Origin of the sequence: Neisseria sp. P0014.S009, from assembly GCF_051958155.1 — a bacterium.
Lineage (GTDB): Bacteria > Pseudomonadota > Gammaproteobacteria > Burkholderiales > Neisseriaceae > Neisseria > Neisseria flavescens_C.
In genome coordinates this window covers 11586-28679 of sequence record NZ_JBQCVS010000014.1, presented here as the reverse complement: position 1 = coordinate 28679, position 17094 = coordinate 11586, and the positions used below count along the sequence as shown (strand labels likewise).

The 17094-nt window shown below is 51.0% G+C and carries 16 protein-coding genes; 6 read left to right on the top strand and 10 right to left on the bottom strand.

The window, feature by feature from the left end:
* Nucleotides 1-689 precede the first annotated feature (689 nt).
* The 3 genes from ACTHS4_RS09580 to ACTHS4_RS09570 all read right to left on the bottom strand — a co-directional run bounded on the left by ACTHS4_RS09580 (nt 690) and on the right by ACTHS4_RS09570 (nt 3038).
* On the bottom strand, nt 690-1559 hold the full coding sequence (locus ACTHS4_RS09580; protein WP_440365842.1) for a lipid A biosynthesis lauroyl acyltransferase: 870 nt from the start codon (nt 1557-1559) through the stop codon (nt 690-692).
* A gap of 93 nt (nt 1560-1652) precedes the next feature.
* Entirely contained in the window at nt 1653-2198 is a 546-nt protein-coding gene (ruvC, locus tag ACTHS4_RS09575) for a crossover junction endodeoxyribonuclease RuvC (protein ID WP_070625240.1), read from the bottom strand.
* Between the two features lie 9 nt (nt 2199-2207).
* The gene (locus tag ACTHS4_RS09570) at nt 2208-3038 is read right to left on the bottom strand and encodes a carbon-nitrogen hydrolase family protein (protein WP_440365841.1); all 831 of its coding nucleotides are present in this window, start codon (nt 3036-3038) and stop codon (nt 2208-2210) included.
* Between the two features lie 95 nt (nt 3039-3133).
* Here ACTHS4_RS09570 and ACTHS4_RS09565 point away from each other — a divergent pair, with 95 nt between their 5' ends.
* The 4 genes from ACTHS4_RS09565 (at nt 3134) to ACTHS4_RS09550 (ending at nt 5593) form a co-directional block, all read left to right on the top strand.
* The gene (locus ACTHS4_RS09565) at nt 3134-3433 is read left to right on the top strand and encodes a porin (RefSeq protein ID WP_440365840.1); all 300 of its coding nucleotides are present in this window, start codon (nt 3134-3136) and stop codon (nt 3431-3433) included.
* A gap of 301 nt (nt 3434-3734) precedes the next feature.
* A complete protein-coding gene (locus tag ACTHS4_RS09560) occupies nt 3735-3929 on the top strand; it encodes a CsbD family protein (protein ID WP_063068317.1) in 195 nt (64 codons plus the stop codon).
* Nucleotides 3930-4001: 72 nt separating this feature from the next.
* Entirely contained in the window at nt 4002-4160 is a 159-nt protein-coding gene (locus ACTHS4_RS09555; protein ID WP_039862543.1) for a DUF1328 domain-containing protein, read from the top strand.
* A 140-nt stretch (nt 4161-4300) separates the two neighbouring features.
* A complete protein-coding gene (locus ACTHS4_RS09550) occupies nt 4301-5593 on the top strand; it encodes a valine--pyruvate transaminase (RefSeq protein WP_440365839.1) in 1293 nt (430 codons plus the stop codon).
* A gap of 68 nt (nt 5594-5661) precedes the next feature.
* Here ACTHS4_RS09550 and ACTHS4_RS09545 read toward each other — a convergent pair whose 3' ends face one another.
* From ACTHS4_RS09545 to ACTHS4_RS09520, 6 genes are all read right to left on the bottom strand, one after another.
* The gene (locus ACTHS4_RS09545) at nt 5662-6420 is read right to left on the bottom strand and encodes an iron ABC transporter ATP-binding protein (RefSeq protein WP_107867869.1); all 759 of its coding nucleotides are present in this window, start codon (nt 6418-6420) and stop codon (nt 5662-5664) included.
* 80 nt (nt 6421-6500) lie between these two features.
* Nucleotides 6501-7127, bottom strand: coding sequence for an FmdE family protein (locus tag ACTHS4_RS09540; protein WP_440365838.1), 627 nt, complete (start codon nt 7125-7127; stop codon nt 6501-6503).
* A gap of 88 nt (nt 7128-7215) precedes the next feature.
* Complete coding sequence (locus tag ACTHS4_RS09535) at nt 7216-8187, bottom strand: iron chelate uptake ABC transporter family permease subunit (RefSeq protein ID WP_440365837.1); 972 nt, start codon at nt 8185-8187, stop codon at nt 7216-7218.
* Nucleotides 8177-9145 carry an ABC transporter permease gene (locus ACTHS4_RS09530; RefSeq protein ID WP_440365835.1) on the bottom strand — a complete coding sequence of 323 codons (969 nt, stop codon included), beginning with the start codon at nt 9143-9145 and terminating at the stop codon, nt 8177-8179. Before ACTHS4_RS09530 ends, ACTHS4_RS09535 begins: the two co-directional genes overlap by 11 nt.
* Before the next feature lie 231 nt (nt 9146-9376).
* Nucleotides 9377-10339 (bottom strand): siderophore ABC transporter substrate-binding protein, encoded by a 963-nt coding sequence (locus ACTHS4_RS09525; protein WP_070826346.1) that lies wholly within the window; start codon nt 10337-10339, stop codon nt 9377-9379.
* A 115-nt stretch (nt 10340-10454) separates the two neighbouring features.
* Entirely contained in the window at nt 10455-12557 is a 2103-nt protein-coding gene (locus tag ACTHS4_RS09520; protein WP_070826347.1) for a TonB-dependent siderophore receptor, read from the bottom strand.
* A gap of 417 nt (nt 12558-12974) precedes the next feature.
* Here ACTHS4_RS09520 and groES point away from each other — a divergent pair, with 417 nt between their 5' ends.
* Nucleotides 12975-13262: a co-chaperone GroES gene (gene groES, locus ACTHS4_RS09515; protein ID WP_371460459.1), complete on the top strand. Its 288-nt coding sequence runs from the start codon at nt 12975-12977 to the stop codon at nt 13260-13262.
* Nucleotides 13263-13361: 99 nt separating this feature from the next.
* On the top strand, nt 13362-14996 hold the full coding sequence (gene groL, locus ACTHS4_RS09510) for a chaperonin GroEL (protein WP_049322649.1): 1635 nt from the start codon (nt 13362-13364) through the stop codon (nt 14994-14996).
* A 303-nt stretch (nt 14997-15299) separates the two neighbouring features.
* Here groL and katA read toward each other — a convergent pair whose 3' ends face one another.
* Complete coding sequence (katA, locus tag ACTHS4_RS09505; protein WP_070826348.1) at nt 15300-16814, bottom strand: catalase KatA; 1515 nt, start codon at nt 16812-16814, stop codon at nt 15300-15302.
* Nucleotides 16815-17094 lie beyond the last annotated feature (280 nt).

Here is a 17094-nt window from a genome sequence, read left to right as displayed (position 1 = left end):
CCCCAATACCTCAAATCAGAGATTTACGCTTCACAAACAATACAGGCTTTCACCTGCGGCTTTACAGATGCAGCTCAACTCTGCATCAGTAAACTTTCATTTCGGGCATTGCACCGAAATCCTCTAAAATACCGCAAATTCTTGCAATATCAGAAAACTGCTTACAAAAGTATCTAAAACCGGCGAGGCCGTCTGAATGTTTTGTAATCTGATGTAGTGAAATTTACGCGAATTTTTACAGTTTGCCAAGTATTTTTTTCTGAAGGCTAGTTTCGGTATAAATTTCAGGTATTGTCATATTTTTGCAATTATATTTCATAATTGTTTTAAATTTAGATATTTATTTTGTATTTTTAAATTTTAATTTAATTTTATTTCATATTTTGAATGATTAAAATGTATTTTTTCAGATGAACTGTTTTGTAATATATTGTTTTTAAAAGAAATTAAATTTAATATGTAAATGAAAAAAGTGTATTGAGCCTGATGTTTTTCATTTGAGAAAAAATATAGGGTTGTTTGAAAGTTTCAATCATGATGAAAAAAGTTGTTTTTAAAGCATTTAAAGCGGAATATTATTTGATTGTTTAAAATCAAACATGAGTTTCGGTTTGATTCAATTAAAATGAAAAAGCGGCGAAAGAAGGATTTCGCCGCTTTTTGCATATTTAAATTGTAATTCAGTGTAGTCAATAAAAGCTGTTTTCGCCTTCGGGACGGGTTTTGAAGCGTTTGTGCAGCCAGAAATATTGTTCGGGATGCTTGCGTACCCGCTCTTCGATGAAGTCGTTCATGCGCTGGGTATCGGCTTCAACATCTTCGGTCGGGAAATTGTCCCAAGCCGGATAGAAGCGCAGGGTTACGGTATTGTCAGCTTCGCGCGTGGGAATGGCGGGAATGATTTTGGCTTTGGTCATGCCGGCGATACGGCTGAGGCCGGTAATCGTGGCCGTCTGAATGCCGAAGAAATTGACGAAAATGGAATCGTTGCGGCCGAAGTCTTGGTCGGGCAGATAAAGAAAGGGCGCATCGCTTTTGCGCAGGTGTTTGATGATGGCGCGCAGGCCTTCTGTACGGCCGATCAGGAAAACATTGTTGTAGCGGTGGCGGCCTTTCAGGATTTGCTCGTCCAGGGCTTTGTTTTTTTGATGCGAATACATGCTGGTCAGCGGCACATCCTGATTGAGCGTGTAAACCGCCATTTCAAATGCGGTAAAGTGCGGATAGAGGATGATGACTTTTTCGCCGACGGCGAGGGCTTCGTCAAGATGGTGTTTGTCTTGATAACGCACCAACGAGTGCAGCTTGTCCGCAGGTGCGTACCAGTAGAGGCCGTATTCGAGCATCAGCTTCGCCATGTGCTGAAAATGGCGTTTGAGCAGGACGGTGCGCTGGCTGTCGTTCAGCTCGGGAAAGCATTTTTTGAGGTTGACCTCGCCGACTTTGCGGCGCGGTTTGACTGCGTAATAGGCGAGAATGCCGATTGCGTCGGCAATTTTGTGCAACACGCAAAAGGGCAGCAGGCGGATGAGGTAGAGAAAAAGGAAGGCGGCTTTCATGAAGGCTCGCTGTATGTAGGCAAAGGGTTATTATAACCGAAAGGCCGTCTGAAAAAGGGCTGGAACACTATTTCAGACGGCCTGAATGTCGGCTTACCATTGGAAACGGCCGCGCTTGACCTGCAAGCCGTCGGGGTTGAGTTGCGAAGCCAATCCGTGATTGCGCAGGGCATGGGTGAGGGCGACGGCGAGTCCGTCGGCGGCATCGGCTTGCGGCGTACCTGAAAGTGCAAGCATTTGGACCACCATATGCTGCACCTGCTCTTTGGCGGCCTTGCCCTTGCCGACCACGGCCTGCTTGACCTGAAGCGCGGTGTATTCAAATACGGGCAAATCGTGCATGACCAAAGCGGCAATCGCCGCACCGCGCGCCTGACCGAGCATTAACGTCGCGGCCGGATTGACGTTGACGAAGACTTGCTCGATGGCCGCCTGATGGGGTTGATAGTGGCGGATGATTTCGTCGATATGGCGGACAATCACGGCGATGCGTTCGGAAAGCGACGCGCCGGTCGGCGTTTTGATACAGCCGGAAGCAACATAATGATGCTCGCGGCCGTGGACATCAATCACGCCGAAGCCGGTCACGCGGCTGCCGGGATCAATGCCGAGAATGCGTGTGGGTTGGAGCTGGGACATAGTGCGTGTTTAAAGTAATCGGTGTTTCAGGGCTGGCAGGCGCGTGCGCACGCTTTGCAGGCGCGCGGTATCCAAATCGGCACAAATCACGCCTTCGCCTTCCGGCAACGTCGCCAACACATCGCCCCAAGGGTCGATAATCATACTGTGGCCGAATGTGCGGCGGCCGCTTTCATGCAGTCCGCCTTGTGCCGACGCAATGACGTAGCATTGGTTTTCCACAGCACGGGCGCGCAGCAGCAATTCCCAATGCGCCTTGCCGGTCGTGTAGGTAAACGCGGCCGGCAACAGCAAAACATCAAATGGCTGCTGGGCGCGGAAAAACTCAGGAAAGCGCAAATCGTAGCAGACGCCGGCCGCCAGCGGAACATCGTCCACGCTTAACTTCGGCACATCGCTTCCTGCCAGTATCGTATCGGCTTCGGCGTAGCGTTCGCCCAAACCGGAAAAGCCGAAAAGATGCATTTTGTGGTAAAGCCCGATTCGGTTGCCGTCGCGGTCATACACCAGCATCGTGTTCATCACCTTGCCAGCGTCTGGGCTTTGAAGCGGAACCGTACCGCCAAACAACACCACACCGCATTCCCTTGCCGTTTCGCTTAAGGCCGTCTGAAAACGGGGATGGCAGGTTTCGCCAACGCGTCCATCATCTAAAGGCTCGGCAAATGTCAGCTTATCCGTATCGCTTTTGCCCATCAGCGGCCAATATTCGGGCAGCAACACCCAATCCGCCCCTTGTTCGGCCGCCTCGCGGACAAGTCGCCTCATGGTGGCAATATTGGTTTCGGGGTCGGTAGACGACACCATTTGCACAGCGGTGGCGCGTAAAGAGCGCATCATCAAAACTCCTGTCAGATTTTGCAAGAATTGTAACTTGTTTACGCACAAGGCCGATACAATCGTCACACAATTCCTCTCCAAAAAAAGGATAAACCATGAACTTAAAACTTCTCCTCACTGCCGCACTTTCCACCGTCGCACTTGCCGCATATGCCGACGTACAGCTTTACGGCAGCATCAAAAGCGGCATCGAAACCTCGCAAACCCGTTTCGGCGGCCAAACATACAGCCGAACTGCCGTTGCCGACCAAGGCAGCCACATCGGCTTGCGCGGTTCGCATCCGATTGGTGGCGGAACGAATTTTATTTGGGAAGTCGAACAAGACACACCGGTCGGCAAAAGCGGCTCCATCCGCCAAGACTGGCGCGAACGCCGCGAGAATTTTGGCCGTTAAAGGAAAGATTGGATAGTAAAGGCCGTCTGAAAGATTTTCAGACGGCCTGTTTTTTATAGTGAGGTCGATTGATTTAAAGAATACACTTAAAAGGCGGTAATCAATAATATCTTAATATTTTCAAAATTTAACAATTTTATATAACTTATTGATTATTTATGAAATTAATAAGATATTGGGTAGCTGATTAAAAAATCAGCATTGGCATTGCTTGCAAATTAAAAAATTATCAAGTAAGGTTAAATACAAGCGGTTTTATCCGTGAGTTAAATATTAATCAATAAGATAGGATGGTATAACCATGAATGAAGATATTATCAAAGGAAAATGGGAGCAACTTAAAGGTAAAGCCAAAGAAAAATGGGGCGAGTTGACAAACGATGATTTAGAAATCATCGAAGGCAAGCGCGATCAGTTGGCTGGTAAGCTCCAAGAGCGTTACGGTCGCACTAAAGATGAAGCTGAAAAAGAAATTGATGATTGGTTGAACAGCTAAGACCGTTGAATTTCCCAATAAACGGTCGTGTCTCCCTTGACCGTTTTTATATTAAACCGAAAGGAAAAAATCATGCTTCATTATTCGATCGTTTTCTTTATCATCGCTATTATTGCAGCTGTATTAGGTTTCGGTGGTATTGCAGGTAGTGCGGCAGGCATAGCCAAAATTTTATTTGCCGGTTTCTTGATCTTGTCGGTGATATCATTGATTTTTGGCAGGAAGAAATAATACCTGTAGACCAATAAGGTTGTATCAAGCCACCATTCCGTCAAATAGGCTGTCTGAAAAATCAGGATAACTGGTTTTCAGACGGCCTTTGTTCTTATAATAGTGGTTTATTTTTTTACACACTCAGCAACGGAGTTTCCATGCAGTTTTCAGCATTCGGCGAAAAATTCACACAACACAGCGGTATTTTGCAGTTGATGGACGATTTGGGCGACGCGCTCAAAAGCGACAAGCCCGTCAACATGCTCGGCGGCGGCAATCCGGCGCGGATCGCCGAAGTCAATGCGGTGTTCGCCGATGTGTTTTCCAAGTTGGCAGCGGAACACGCTGTTGAGAATATCGGCAATTATTCCAATCCGCAGGGCGATGCGGCGCTGATTGCGGCTTTGACTGAGTTTCTCAACCGCGAATACGGCTGGAACCTGACGGCGGACAATATCGCGCTGACCAATGGTTCGCAAAATGCGTTTTTCTATTTGTTTAACTTGTTCGGCGGCAAATTCAATCTTTCAGACGGCCAAACGGCTGAGAAAGCCATTTTGCTGCCGCTGGCGCCTGAATATATCGGTTATGCCGACGTGCATGTTGAGGGGCAGCATTTTATTTCGGTAAAACCGAAAATCGAAAATGTCGAACACGAAGGCGAAGCGGGCTTTTTCAAATACCGCGTGGATTTTGACGCGCTGGAGAGCCTGCCTGAATTGAAAGAGGGCAAAATCGGTGCGATTTGCTGTTCGCGCCCGACCAACCCGACCGGCAATGTATTGACCGACGGCGAGATGGCGCGTTTGGACGCATTGGCGCAGGAACACGGGATTCCGCTGATTATCGACAACGCTTACGGAATGCCGTTCCCGAATATTATTTATAGTGATGTGACGCTCAACTGGCACGAAAACATCATCCTCTGCTTCAGCCTTTCTAAAATCGGCCTGCCCGGCGTGCGTACCGGCATTATTGTCGCTGCGCCGGAAGTGGTCAAAGCCGTCAGCAGTTTGAATGCGATTGTGAACCTGTCGCCAACCCGTTTCGGTGCGGCGATTGCGACTCCGCTGTTGAACGACGGCCGTCTGAAACAGCTGGCCGACCAAGTGATTCAGCCGTTTTACCGTCAGCAGGCGCAAACGGCGGTCTCCCTGATCAAACACGAATTGGGCGCGTATCCGTTGAAAATCCACAAGCCTGAAGGTGCGATTTTCTTATGGCTTTGGTTTGAAAACCTGCCTGTTTCGTCGAAAACCTTGTACGAAATGCTCAAGGCCGAAGGCACGCTGATTATTCCGGGCGAGCATTTCTTTGTCGGCATTGATACGCAAGACTATCCGCACGCGCACGAGTGCATTCGCATGAGCATTGCACAGGACGCGGAAACGCTGGAAAAAGGCATTGCCGCGATCGGTCGCGTGGTGCGCGGTTTGTACGATAAAAAATAAACGCTTTGAATAGACAAAGGCCGTCTGAAACATGAACAATCGGGTTTCAGACGGCCTTTTTGTCGGATTTAGATATGGTGGATAACCAGTTTTTTGCCTTCGTAATCGAGGACGTTGACGTCCATATCGAATAAGGTTTTGATGTTTTCGGCGGTGAAAATATCGTTGGGCTTGCCCTGCATGGCGACTTGGCCGTTTTTCATGGCGACGACGTAATCGGCGTAGGCGGCGGCTTGGTTGATGTCGTGCAGGACGACGACGGTGGTGCGTTTGTGTTCGTCGGTCAGTCGGCGCAGGATTTGCATGAGGGAGCGGGCATGATACATGTCGAGGTTGTTCAGCGGTTCGTCCAGCAAAACGTAGTCGGTGCGCTGGCAGAACACCATGGCAATCATGGCACGCTGGCGTTGGCCGCCGGAAAGCTCGGTCAGGTAACGGTCGGCAAAGTCTTGCAGGTGGAACTCGGCAAGCGCTTCTTCGACGATGGTTTTGTCGTTTTCAGACGGCCTGCCTTGATGGTAGGGATAGCGGCCGAACATGAGCAGGTCGCGCACGGTAATGCGGCTCATGATGCTGTTTTCTTGGGTGAGGATGGAAAGCGTGCGGGCGAGTTCGGCGGTGGGGGTGGTTTTAATGTCTTTGCCTGCGTAGCTGATGTTGCCGTATACCAAGGGCTGCAGGCGAGCCATAAAGGAGAGGAGGGTGGACTTGCCTGCGCCGTTCGGGCCGATCAGCGCGGTAATGCCGCCTTCGGGGATGTCGAGGCTGACGTCGTTGAGGATGGGGTTGCTGCCGATGGTGTGGCTGACGTTGCGGATGGTAATCATAGGCGGATCCAAGTGGAAATTTGAGTTTCAGACGGCCTTTCAGCGTGAGGCCGTCTGAATTTTATTCTTGTATGGTGTGGTTAGATTTCGCTGACGGTGACAAATTCGGGATTGTTGGCTTGGTCAATCAGGAAGGCGCGAACGCGTTCTTGCCAAAGTTCGCCGAATTGTTTGAGTTCGTCGGCACTTGCGCTGCCGCTGACGGCTTTGGGCATGATGTCGCGCATTTGCGGCGCAAAGGGTTGGAGCGCGGCGTTGAGGCTGACGGCAACGGTTTTGCCGGTATCGCGGCGGCGGAGTGCGAGCGTGCCGTTGATTTCGCCTGCACCAAAGGACAAGAGGTGGCGGCGGGCAAAGCGCCCGGCCGAGCCTACGCCGCCAAAGCCGGTTTCGGGTGCCGCACCGGTAAGGAGTTGGACAACGGAAGCGGTAACGCCGGTCGTGCCTTCGTCACGCTCGCCCTGCATAAAGGCTTCGATGTCGCCGCGTTGCGGCAGCTCTGCGCCGTAAAGGGCTTTCAGGCCTTTGACCACCATCAGGTAGGCACCGGCGACGGTCGGGCAGGAGTGGCCGCACAGGCGCACGGCATCGGCGTAGCGGTAAGTGAGGATGCCGTTTTCGGCTGCGCCGAGGAAGTCGGCCAATGCGTCTTGGACGGTAATGGTCGGGGCATTATCGAAGAATGAAGGGAGGCGTTCTTGTGTCATGAGGGTTGTCCTTTATGGGTTTGCTTAGGCCGTCTGAAGGTTTCAGACGGCCTGAGTTTATTTTTGCGAGCGGTTGGGCACGTTTAATTTATTTCTTTTTCAACACCAAATATAAAAATACCAATCCGCCTGCAAATTCGACGACCACGCTCAATACAGCCTGCATGCCGAGGAAGTGCTCGAAGATGGTTTGCCCGCCGACCAACAGGATGCCGCCGACACAAAAAGTCATGGGCAGGCGGACGGAATGTTTGACCGATGGGGAAAAATGGTTGGCCAGCGCGGCAACCAGCAGGCCGAAAAAGCTCACCGGGCCGACAACGGCGGTGGCGGTTGCAACCAGTGCGGCGATCCAGAGCAGCAGCCATAAGGTATTGCGCGTGTAGTTGATGCCCAAATTGATGGCTTGATTGCGACCGAGCAGGTAAACATCGAGGCGGTGGCGTTCGCGCCAGATCACGGCGGCGCTGATGAGCAACACGATTGCGCCGATACCCAACAATTCCGAATGGACGGTATTGAAAGTGGCAAACATATTCGCCTGCGCGGCGGTAAATTCTTCGGGGTCAATCATGCGCGAAAGCAGCGATGACAGGCTGCGGAACAAAATCCCGAAAATCACGCCGATTAAAATCATGCGCGACAAATCGCGTCCGCCCTGTTTGATGAGCGTGTAGAACAGCAGCAGCGAGCCGCCCATCATGATGACCAGTTCAAAGCCGAATTTGCCCGTCAACGGCAAGGATGCATAGCCCACGCCGCCGAGCGTAAACACCAGCAAGGTCTGCAAAAACACATACAGCGAATCGAAACCCAAAATTGAAGGGGTCAGAATCGGATTGTTGGTCAGCGTTTGGAAGAGTTGCGTGGACACGCCGACTGCATAGGCGACCATCAGCAGCGCGGCAAGCTTGGTCAGGCGCAGGTGCAAGACAAAGTCCCAGTCGCCTTTGACGTTGAGTGTCATAAACAGAATGCAGGAAACCAGCAACAATGCAAAGGCGACCCACAATGGACGGCTGCTTCCTGCCATAAAACCGATATTTTTTTCAGACGGCATGAGCAGGTTTCCTTAATAAAAGCCATAAAAACAAAGCCGTCCCCATCACACCAAAAACCGTAGAGACCGGAATTTCAAACGGAAACACAATCACGCGTCCGACAATATCGCACAGCAACACCAAAGACGCGCCCAGCAAGGCCACTGCAGGCAGGCTTTGGCGCAGCTTGTCGCCCATCAGGCGGCTGATGATGTTCGGCACGACCAAGCCGATAAACGGAATATTGCCGACCGTCACGACCACTAAAGACGTAATCAGCGCCACAATAATCAGCCCCGACCACAGAATCGCCGTCCGGTTCAGCCCCAAATTCACGCTTACCGTTTCGCCCAAACCCAAAATCGTCAGCTGGTCGGCAATCAAATAGGCAAACAAAGCCAAAATCCCCGTTGCCCACAACAATTCATACCGCCCGAGCAACACGCCGGAAAAATCGCCCTGTTGCCACACGCCGAGCATTTGCAGCATTTCGTTTTCATACGCGATAAAGGTGGCCACCGCCTCAATCACACCGCCGAAAATAATCCCGACCAAAGGCACCATCAGTTGCGCAGTCGGCGGCAGGCGGCGGATCAGCAGCATAAAGACCAGCATCCCGATCAGCGCGGCAACGGCGGCAACCGACATTTTTGCCAGCAGCGGCGCGGCCGGCAGCATCAGGGTCATCAGAAGCAAACCCAAAGCCGCGCTTTGGCTTGCGCCCACCATCGACGGTTCGACAAAACGGTTGCGCATCAAAATCTGCATAATCATGCCGGCCACCGCCATCGACGCACCCGTCAGCACAATCGCAAACGTGCGCGGCAGGCGGCTGATGAACATCACTTGCTGGCTGTCGGATAGTGAAAACAGGGCGGACCATTTGAAGTCGGCCACGCCGACCGACAGGCTGACGGCAAACAACATCAGCAGCGCCACACCGTTGATCGCATTTAAAAATGAAGGTTTGTGAAACATAAAATGGTTCGAAAAAAATAAGGCCGTCTGAAAGAAGGGTTAAGGTATTTGGCAAAAAAGGGCAGGTTTGCCCATCATAAAAACAGATGCAAACAGGCAAAAATTGTCCATTTGCACCATGTATTTTCAGACGGCCTAGATCCAATGACTTCAAGTCAAGCAGCTTGATCCTGTGTATCATCAAACCCTTCAGGCCGTCTGAAAGAAGCGGGCGGCTATGCCAGCGCCGAATTACTTGGCTGCATTAAACGCATCGCTTACCTGTTTGGAAGCGTTCAGCAATTCTTGTGCGCCGCCGGCTGCCAGATAGGTTTCCGGCACGAGGTACACGACTTGGCCTTTTTTCCAGGCGGTCGTTTCGGCAACCAGTGGATTGTTCAACACATCTTTCGCAGCCTGACCTTCTTCGCCGATGGCCGCGCCGCGGTCCAAAACAAACAGCCAATCAGGGTTTTTCTCTTTCAGGTATTCAAAGCTGATAGGCTGGCCGTGGCTGCCTTCTTTAATCGATTCATCAACAGCGGGAACGCCGATGTCTTTATGCAACCAACCGCCCAAACGTGAGGAAGGGCCGAAAGCCGACATTTTACCGCCGTTGACCAATACCACCAAACCCTTGCCTTTGCCTTGCGCAGCAGTTTTCGCCGCTTCAAACGAAGCATCGATTTCCGCTTTCAGCTTGTCCGCTTCGGCCTGTTTGCCGAAGATTTGCGCCAGCGCGTCGATGCGCTCTTTTGAGCTTTCTTTCAGATTGGCGGTTTCGGCGGTCATTTCGATGGTCGGGGCAATCTCGTTCAACTTGTCAAATGCTTTGGCTGCACGGCTGCCGATGATGATAAGCTGCGGTTTGTAAGCGTTTAAGGCTTCGTAGTCAGGCTCAAACAGCGTGCCGGCAGGTTTGGTCGTTTTGAAATATTCGTCCAAGTAGGGTAGGCGGTTTTTGTCGATGGACAAACCGGTTTTCACGCCCAATTTGTTTAAAGTATCGAGCATGCCCAAATCGTAAACGGCGATACGCTCCGGATTTTGCGGCACTTTCGCATCGCCGCGTGCGGTTTTCACCGTCAGGCCTGCGCCTTCGGTTTGTGCGGCAGAAGCGGAAGCAGTTTGCGCCTGATTGGAAGCAGAATCTTTCGGTGAACACGCACCCAAAGCAAGGGCGCAGCATACGGCTAAAGCGGTCAAACGTAACATAGGGTTTCTCCGTGGTCGGAAATAAAGTAAATCGAAATGATAACTTGTATCGGATTATAAAGCTAGATGCCGTCTGAAAACTTTTGTTTTCAGACGGCCTTTTCAAGCTGATTGCTTAGAAGCGGTAGTTCACGCCCAAGCGTACATCACGTCCGGTACCTGGTAGGGTATTGGTCCAGCGTTGGCTGTGCGGATAGTAGAACTTGTTAAACACGTTGTTGACTGAAAGATTGACATTGAGCGTGTCTTTGCCCAGCGGTTTCCAGTTGGCGAAGACATCGTTCACACCGAAACCTTGGCGTACAACGTTTTCCAGTTTGCCGTCGCGACCTTTTTGACCCGCCACCAATATCGAACCCACGGCTTTTTGAACATAGCGTCCGCGCCAGCCGATTTCCAGATTCGGATTTTGGAAGCGGTAGGCAAGGGAGGCCGTCCAAGTGCGGCCGGTTTGTGCGCCAAACTCGGGGTTCGCGCTTAACAATTTATCTTTGTGCGTATCGTAAAAACGCGGTTTGCTGTGGCTTACGCCGACTTTGGCAGTCAGGCCGCCTGTACGGTAGGACGCGCCTAATTCGTAACCGTGGTTTTTGACGTAGCCGGCGTTGACGGCTTCACGGATGGCGACAGAGTCGTGGCGGTTTTGCGGATTGGCAAGCGCGTCTTTGATGGTCTGCCAGAAGTAGCTGCCGTTTGCGGCAAACGTGCCGTCGTTGTAGTTGAAGCCGATTTCGGTATTGCGCGCGCGTTCAGCTTTAGTGCCGTCGGCAATCGAGATGATGCCGCGTTTGCCGTGGGTTTGCAGCGCGTCATACAGGCGCGGGCTGCGGCTGGCGTAGTTGTGGCTTACGCTGAAGCTCAAGTTTTCGACAGGTTGGTAAATTACGCCCAGACTCGGGTTGACTTTGCCGTCTGAAACCGATTTGCCGTCATGGGTTTTGATATCGAAATGGTCGTAACGCAGACCGCCGGTCAGGGTAACATCGCCGATATCTTGGATGGCTTCGACATACACGCCGTAATCGGTTTTGGTCGGGTTGGTCAGGCTGTATCCGCGTACCAGACTTTGCAGGGCGGCATCGGTGCTGGTGTATTGCGAATTCAGGAAGGTATGAGGTTTGATTTCCTGATGGCGGTAGTTGACACCGTATTTCAACAGGGTTTTTTCGGCAAGGCGGCTGTCGAAGTTGATATTTGCACCTTTGGTGGTGATTTTGGTTGTGGTCGGACCTGCCACATTGCCTGCGTAACCGCTGCCGCTGTCATCGGCGGAATAGCGTTCGTTTTCCAACACATAGGCGTTGGCGTTCAGTTTTTCGACAAAGCCCAGGTTTTTACCCGTGTACTCCAAGTTGGTGTTGGATTGGGTAGTTTCACGGTATGAGGGTTTCTGCCTGTCTTTTGCAGGGTCGGACTCGAAGATTGTAAACTCTTCACGCACAGTACGGATGCCCCGGTGCTGGTCTTTCATGTGGCTCAACACGATGCGGTGGTCGCCGTCGCCGAAGGTTGTTCCGATTTTGGCCAGGTAGCTGCGTTTGTCCAGTGCGCTGTAAGGTACGGTTTTGCCGCCGTTGGGACTTTTGTAGCCTTTACCTGCTTCGTAATCTTTTTCATCGTTGCGGTTGTAAGAGAATAAGCTGTCGAAGTTGCCGGCTTTTCCGAACACGCTGGCGCCGTAGTTTACGCCGTCATTGCTGGCATAGCCGCTGCTGAGGCGCACGCCCCAGTTTTTGTCCAAACCTTTTAGCAAGTCTTCGGCATCGACTGTTTTAGTAATAATCGCGCCGTTGGTCGCGCCAATACCGGCAGATGCCGAGCCCGCGCCTTTCTGTACGGAGACGATTTTGACCAGCGCAGGGTCGATGATGAAACGGCCTTGGTGATACAGTATTTGGCTGTCGGAATAGGCGTTGTCTACCTTGATGTCGACAGAGTTCTGACCCATGCCGCGCAAGGTCATGTGTTGGGATGTGCCGTTACCGCCGCCGAAATCGATGGCTGGTTCTTCTTTTAACAATTCGCGCAAATCGGTTGATGTGCTTTCGTCTTTTTGACGAAGGGTGACGATATTGGTTTTGATTTTGCTGCCTTGGCGGTCACCTTTAACGGTAACGGTATCAAGCACAACATTGTCTTTGGCTTCATTTTCTGCGTGTGCAAAACCGGCCGCCAGTGTCAGTGACAGCAGGCTCAGTCGGAACAGGGGCGTATTCATTGAGAAATGTCCTTAATAAAATGACAGTAATAAAAAAATAAAAGCAAATAAAGAGAAATTATCTTTAAAATATGCAATTAAGAATAATCATCATTTATAATAATGCATTGAAAAGAAATAGTTGTAAAGAGTTGTGTTGCATTTGTAAAGGAATTGTGTTGTTTTTAAACGAATTTTGCAGTTTGTATGTCAGGCCGTCTGAAAAATAAGTGATCGGGCATTTTTGCGTATGAAAATATTTGGAAAGACTGCATAGAATTTTTTACTTTTTCCCTTGAATTTGTCGCAAACAACCCAAATCTACCCGCCATTACGGCAGGCTTTCTACTAAGTGTGCCGCTATTTCCAAGCAAACCGTGTCTGTCATGTCCGACAGACAATTGTTTTCAATCTATTTATTTATCGGAGCATTAAGACATGACCATCCGCCCTTTATACGACCGCGTAGTCGTCAAACGCTTAGAAGCTGAAGAAAAAACCGCCTCCGGCATCGTTTTGCCGGGTGCGGCTACTGAAAAACCCGACATGGGCGAAGTAATCGCCGTGGGTGCGGGCAAAATCGGTAAAGACGGTGAGCGCCGTCCGCTGGATGTCAAAGTCGGCGACAAAGTGATCTTCGGCAAATACAGCGGCCAAACTGTAAAAGCCGACGGCGAAGAGCTGTTGGTAATGCGTGAAGAAGACATCTTCGGTATCGTTGAATAATTGTTGAATTAAGTTTCAGAACCAAAAGGCCGTCTGAATCAAACATGAAGTTTTCAGACGGCCTCGAACAGATTTTTAATATTGATTTGGAGAATTTAAATGGCAGCAAAAGACGTACAATTCGGCAATGAAGTTCGCCAAAAAATGGTAAACGGCGTCAATGTATTGGCAAACGCCGTACGCGTAACTTTGGGCCCTAAAGGCCGCAACGTGGTACTTGACCGCGCTTTCGGCGGCCCGCACATCACTAAAGACGGTGTGTCTGTTGCAAAAGAAATCGAATTGAAAGACAAATTCGAAAACATGGGCGCGCAGATGGTGAAAGAAGTGGCGTCCAAAACCAACGACGTGGCTGGTGACGGTACCACTACTGCAACCGTATTGGCGCAATCCATCGTTGCCGAAGGCATGAAATACGTTACCGCCGGCATGAACCCGACCGACCTGAAACGCGGTATCGACAAAGCTGTTGCCGCTTTGGTTGACGAGCTGAAAAACATCGCCAAACCTTGCGACACTTCTAAAGAAATCGCCCAAGTCGGCTCTATTTCCGCTAACTCTGACGAACAAGTCGGCGCGATTATCGCCGAAGCGATGGAAAAAGTCGGCAAAGAAGGCGTGATTACCGTTGAAGACGGCAAATCTTTGGAAAACGAGCTGGATGTGGTTGAAGGTATGCAATTCGACCGCGGCTACCTGTCTCCTTACTTCATCAACGACGCTGAAAAACAAATCGCTGCTTTGGACAATCCGTTTGTATTGTTGTTCGACAAAAAAATCAGCAACATCCGCGATTTGTTGCCTGTTTTGGAACAAGTGGCCAAAGCCAGCCGTCCGCTCTTGATTATCGCTGAAGACGTAGAAGGCGAAGCCTTGGCGACTTTGGTGGTGAACAACATCCGCGGTATTCTGAAAACCGTTGCCGTTAAAGCCCCAGGCTTCGGCGACCGCCGCAAAGCCATGTTGCAAGACATCGCCATCCTGACCGGCGGTGTGGTGATTTCCGAAGAAGTCGGCCTGTCTCTGGAAAAAGCGACTTTGGACGACTTGGGTCAAGCCAAACGCATCGAAATCGGTAAAGAAAACACCACCATCATCGACGGCTTCGGCGACGCAGCCCAAATCGAAGCGCGTGTTGCCGAAATCCGCCAACAAATTGAAACCGCAACCAGCGAATACGACAAAGAAAAACTGCAAGAGCGCGTGGCTAAATTGGCCGGCGGTGTGGCAGTGATCAAAGTCGGTGCCGCTACCGAAGTCGAAATGAAAGAGAAAAAAGACCGCGTGGAAGACGCGTTGCACGCTACCCGCGCAGCCGTTGAAGAAGGCGTGGTTGCCGGCGGCGGCGTAGCCCTGTTGCGTGCCCGTGCGGCTTTGGAAAACCTGCACACCGGCAATGCAGACCAAGACGCAGGCGTACAAATCGTCTTGCGCGCCGTTGAGTCTCCGCTGCGCCAAATCGTTGCCAACGCAGGCGGCGAACCTAGCGTGGTTGTGAACAAAGTGTTGGAAGGCAAAGGCAACTACGGTTACAACGCAGGCTCTGGCGAATACGGCGACATGATCGAAATGGGCGTACTCGACCCTGCCAAAGTAACCCGTTCTGCGCTGCAACACGCCGCATCTATCGCCGGCCTGATGCTGACCACAGACTGCATGATCGCTGAAATCCCTGAAGAAAAACCTGCTATGCCTGATATGGGCGGCATGGGTGGTATGGGCGGCATGATGTAAGGCCGTCTGAAACCTTCAGACAAAAAGCAAAACCGCACGGCAAGCAGCCGTGCGGTTTTTTATTTGCAGTAGAGGCATGAGATGGTAAGGGGTACGCCATGATTTACAGAGAAATAAGGGCAGTCAGTTCCATTGAATCAGAAGCAATCAAATAAACTTCATCATCAAAATAAGGCCGTCTGAAACTTTATTTTGCGTTTCAGACGGCCTGATTAATGATCTAAACTGTTACTTTTTGTTTGAACGGCTGTATCGGACAGCTTGAGACAAGATTTCTTCAATTTCTATCCACATAATGCCTCCTTACAGTAAACCAGGTTGACCTAAAGCCGGATCGTTGGCTCGTGCCGCTTGGGCATCTTCGACAGTCAGTCCAAGGGCTTTGGCTACGCCTTCGCCGTATGCCGGGTCGCAACGGTAGCAGTTGCGGATATGGCGGTATTTGATGAAGTCAGGCGCATCGCCCATGGCTGCGGCGGTGTTGTCGAACAAAGCCTGTTTCTGTGCGTCGCTCATCAGGTTGAACAAAGCACGCGGTTGGCTGAAATAGTCGTCATCGTCTTGGCGGTAGTCCCAGTGCGCCGCGTCGCCGTTGATTTTCAAAGGCGGTTCGGCGAAGTCGGGTTGTTGCTGCCATTGGCCGAAGCTGTTGGGTTCGTAGTGCGGCAGGCTGCCGTAGTTGCCGTCGGCGCGGCCTTGTCCGTCGCGCTGGTTGCTATGGATGGGGCAACGCGGGCGGTTGACGGGAATTTGGCGGAAGTTTACGCCCAAACGGTAGCGTTGCGCATCGGCGTAATTGAACAAACGGGCTTGCAGCATTTTGTCGGGGCTGGCGCCGATACCGGGCACAAGGTTGCTTGGTGCAAAAGCTGATTGTTCCACATCTGCGAAGAAGTTTTCGGGATTGCGGTTTAACTCAAATTCGCCCACTTCAATCAGCGGATAGTCTTTTTTCGGCCAAACTTTGGTCAAGTCAAACGGATGATAAGGTACTTTTTCCGCATCGGCTTCAGGCATGACCTGGATGTACATCGTCCATTTTGGAAACTCGCCGCGTTCGATGGCTTCGTATAAGTCGCTCTGGTGGCTTTCGCGATCGTCGGCGATGATTTTTGCGGCTTCTTCGTTGGTCAGGTTTTTAATCCCTTGCTGGCTGCGGAAATGGAATTTCACCCAGAAACGTTCGCCCGCTTCGTTCCAGAAGCTGTATGTATGCGAACCGAAGCCGTGCATATGGCGGTAGCTGGCTGGGATGCCGCGGTCGCTCATGACGATGGTAACTTGGTGCAGGGCTTCGGGCAGCAGCGTCCAGAAGTCCCAGTTGTTCGTGGCAGAACGCATATTGGTACGCGGGTCACGTTTGACGGCTTTGTTCAGGTCGGGGAATTTACGCGGGTCGCGCAGGAAGAACACGGGCGTGTTGTTGCCGACCATATCCCAGTTGCCTTCTTCGGTATAGAACTTCAGCGCAAAGCCGCGGATGTCGCGTTCTGCATCGGCTGCGCCGCGCTCGCCTGCCACGGTGGTGAAACGGGCAAACATCTCGGTTTTTTTGCCGACTTCGCTGAAGATTTTGGCGCGGGTGTATTTTGTGATGTCGTGTGTTACGGTAAACGTACCGAACGCGCCTGAACCTTTGGCGTGCATACGGCGTTCGGGGATGACTTCGCGCACGAAGTCAGCGAGTTTTTCATTCAGCCATAAATCCTGCGCCAGCAGCGGGCCGCGTGGGCCGGCGGTCAGGCTGTTTTGATTGTCGGCAACGGGCGCTCCGTTGTTCATGGTCAGGTGGGTAACAGGGCATTTGGAGGTAGTCATGATGGTTTCCTTTGCAAAATGGTCAGTGGTTTATAAAACGATTTGCCGGAAGGCATATTCGTAGCCGGTTTCTTGATTCTCATAAATTTCTTGTATCGACATTTGTTTTTCCTTTTATTTAAACTATGAAAAGAACTATACAGAAAGGCTTTGACTATTGGAACTATGACTTCAATTTAATATTGTTATTGTTAATTGAGATTTTATTTTTGTTAGATTTTTATTATCGAATAAACATGTTAAACAAAAAGGCCGTCTGAAACTGTTTTCAGACGACCTT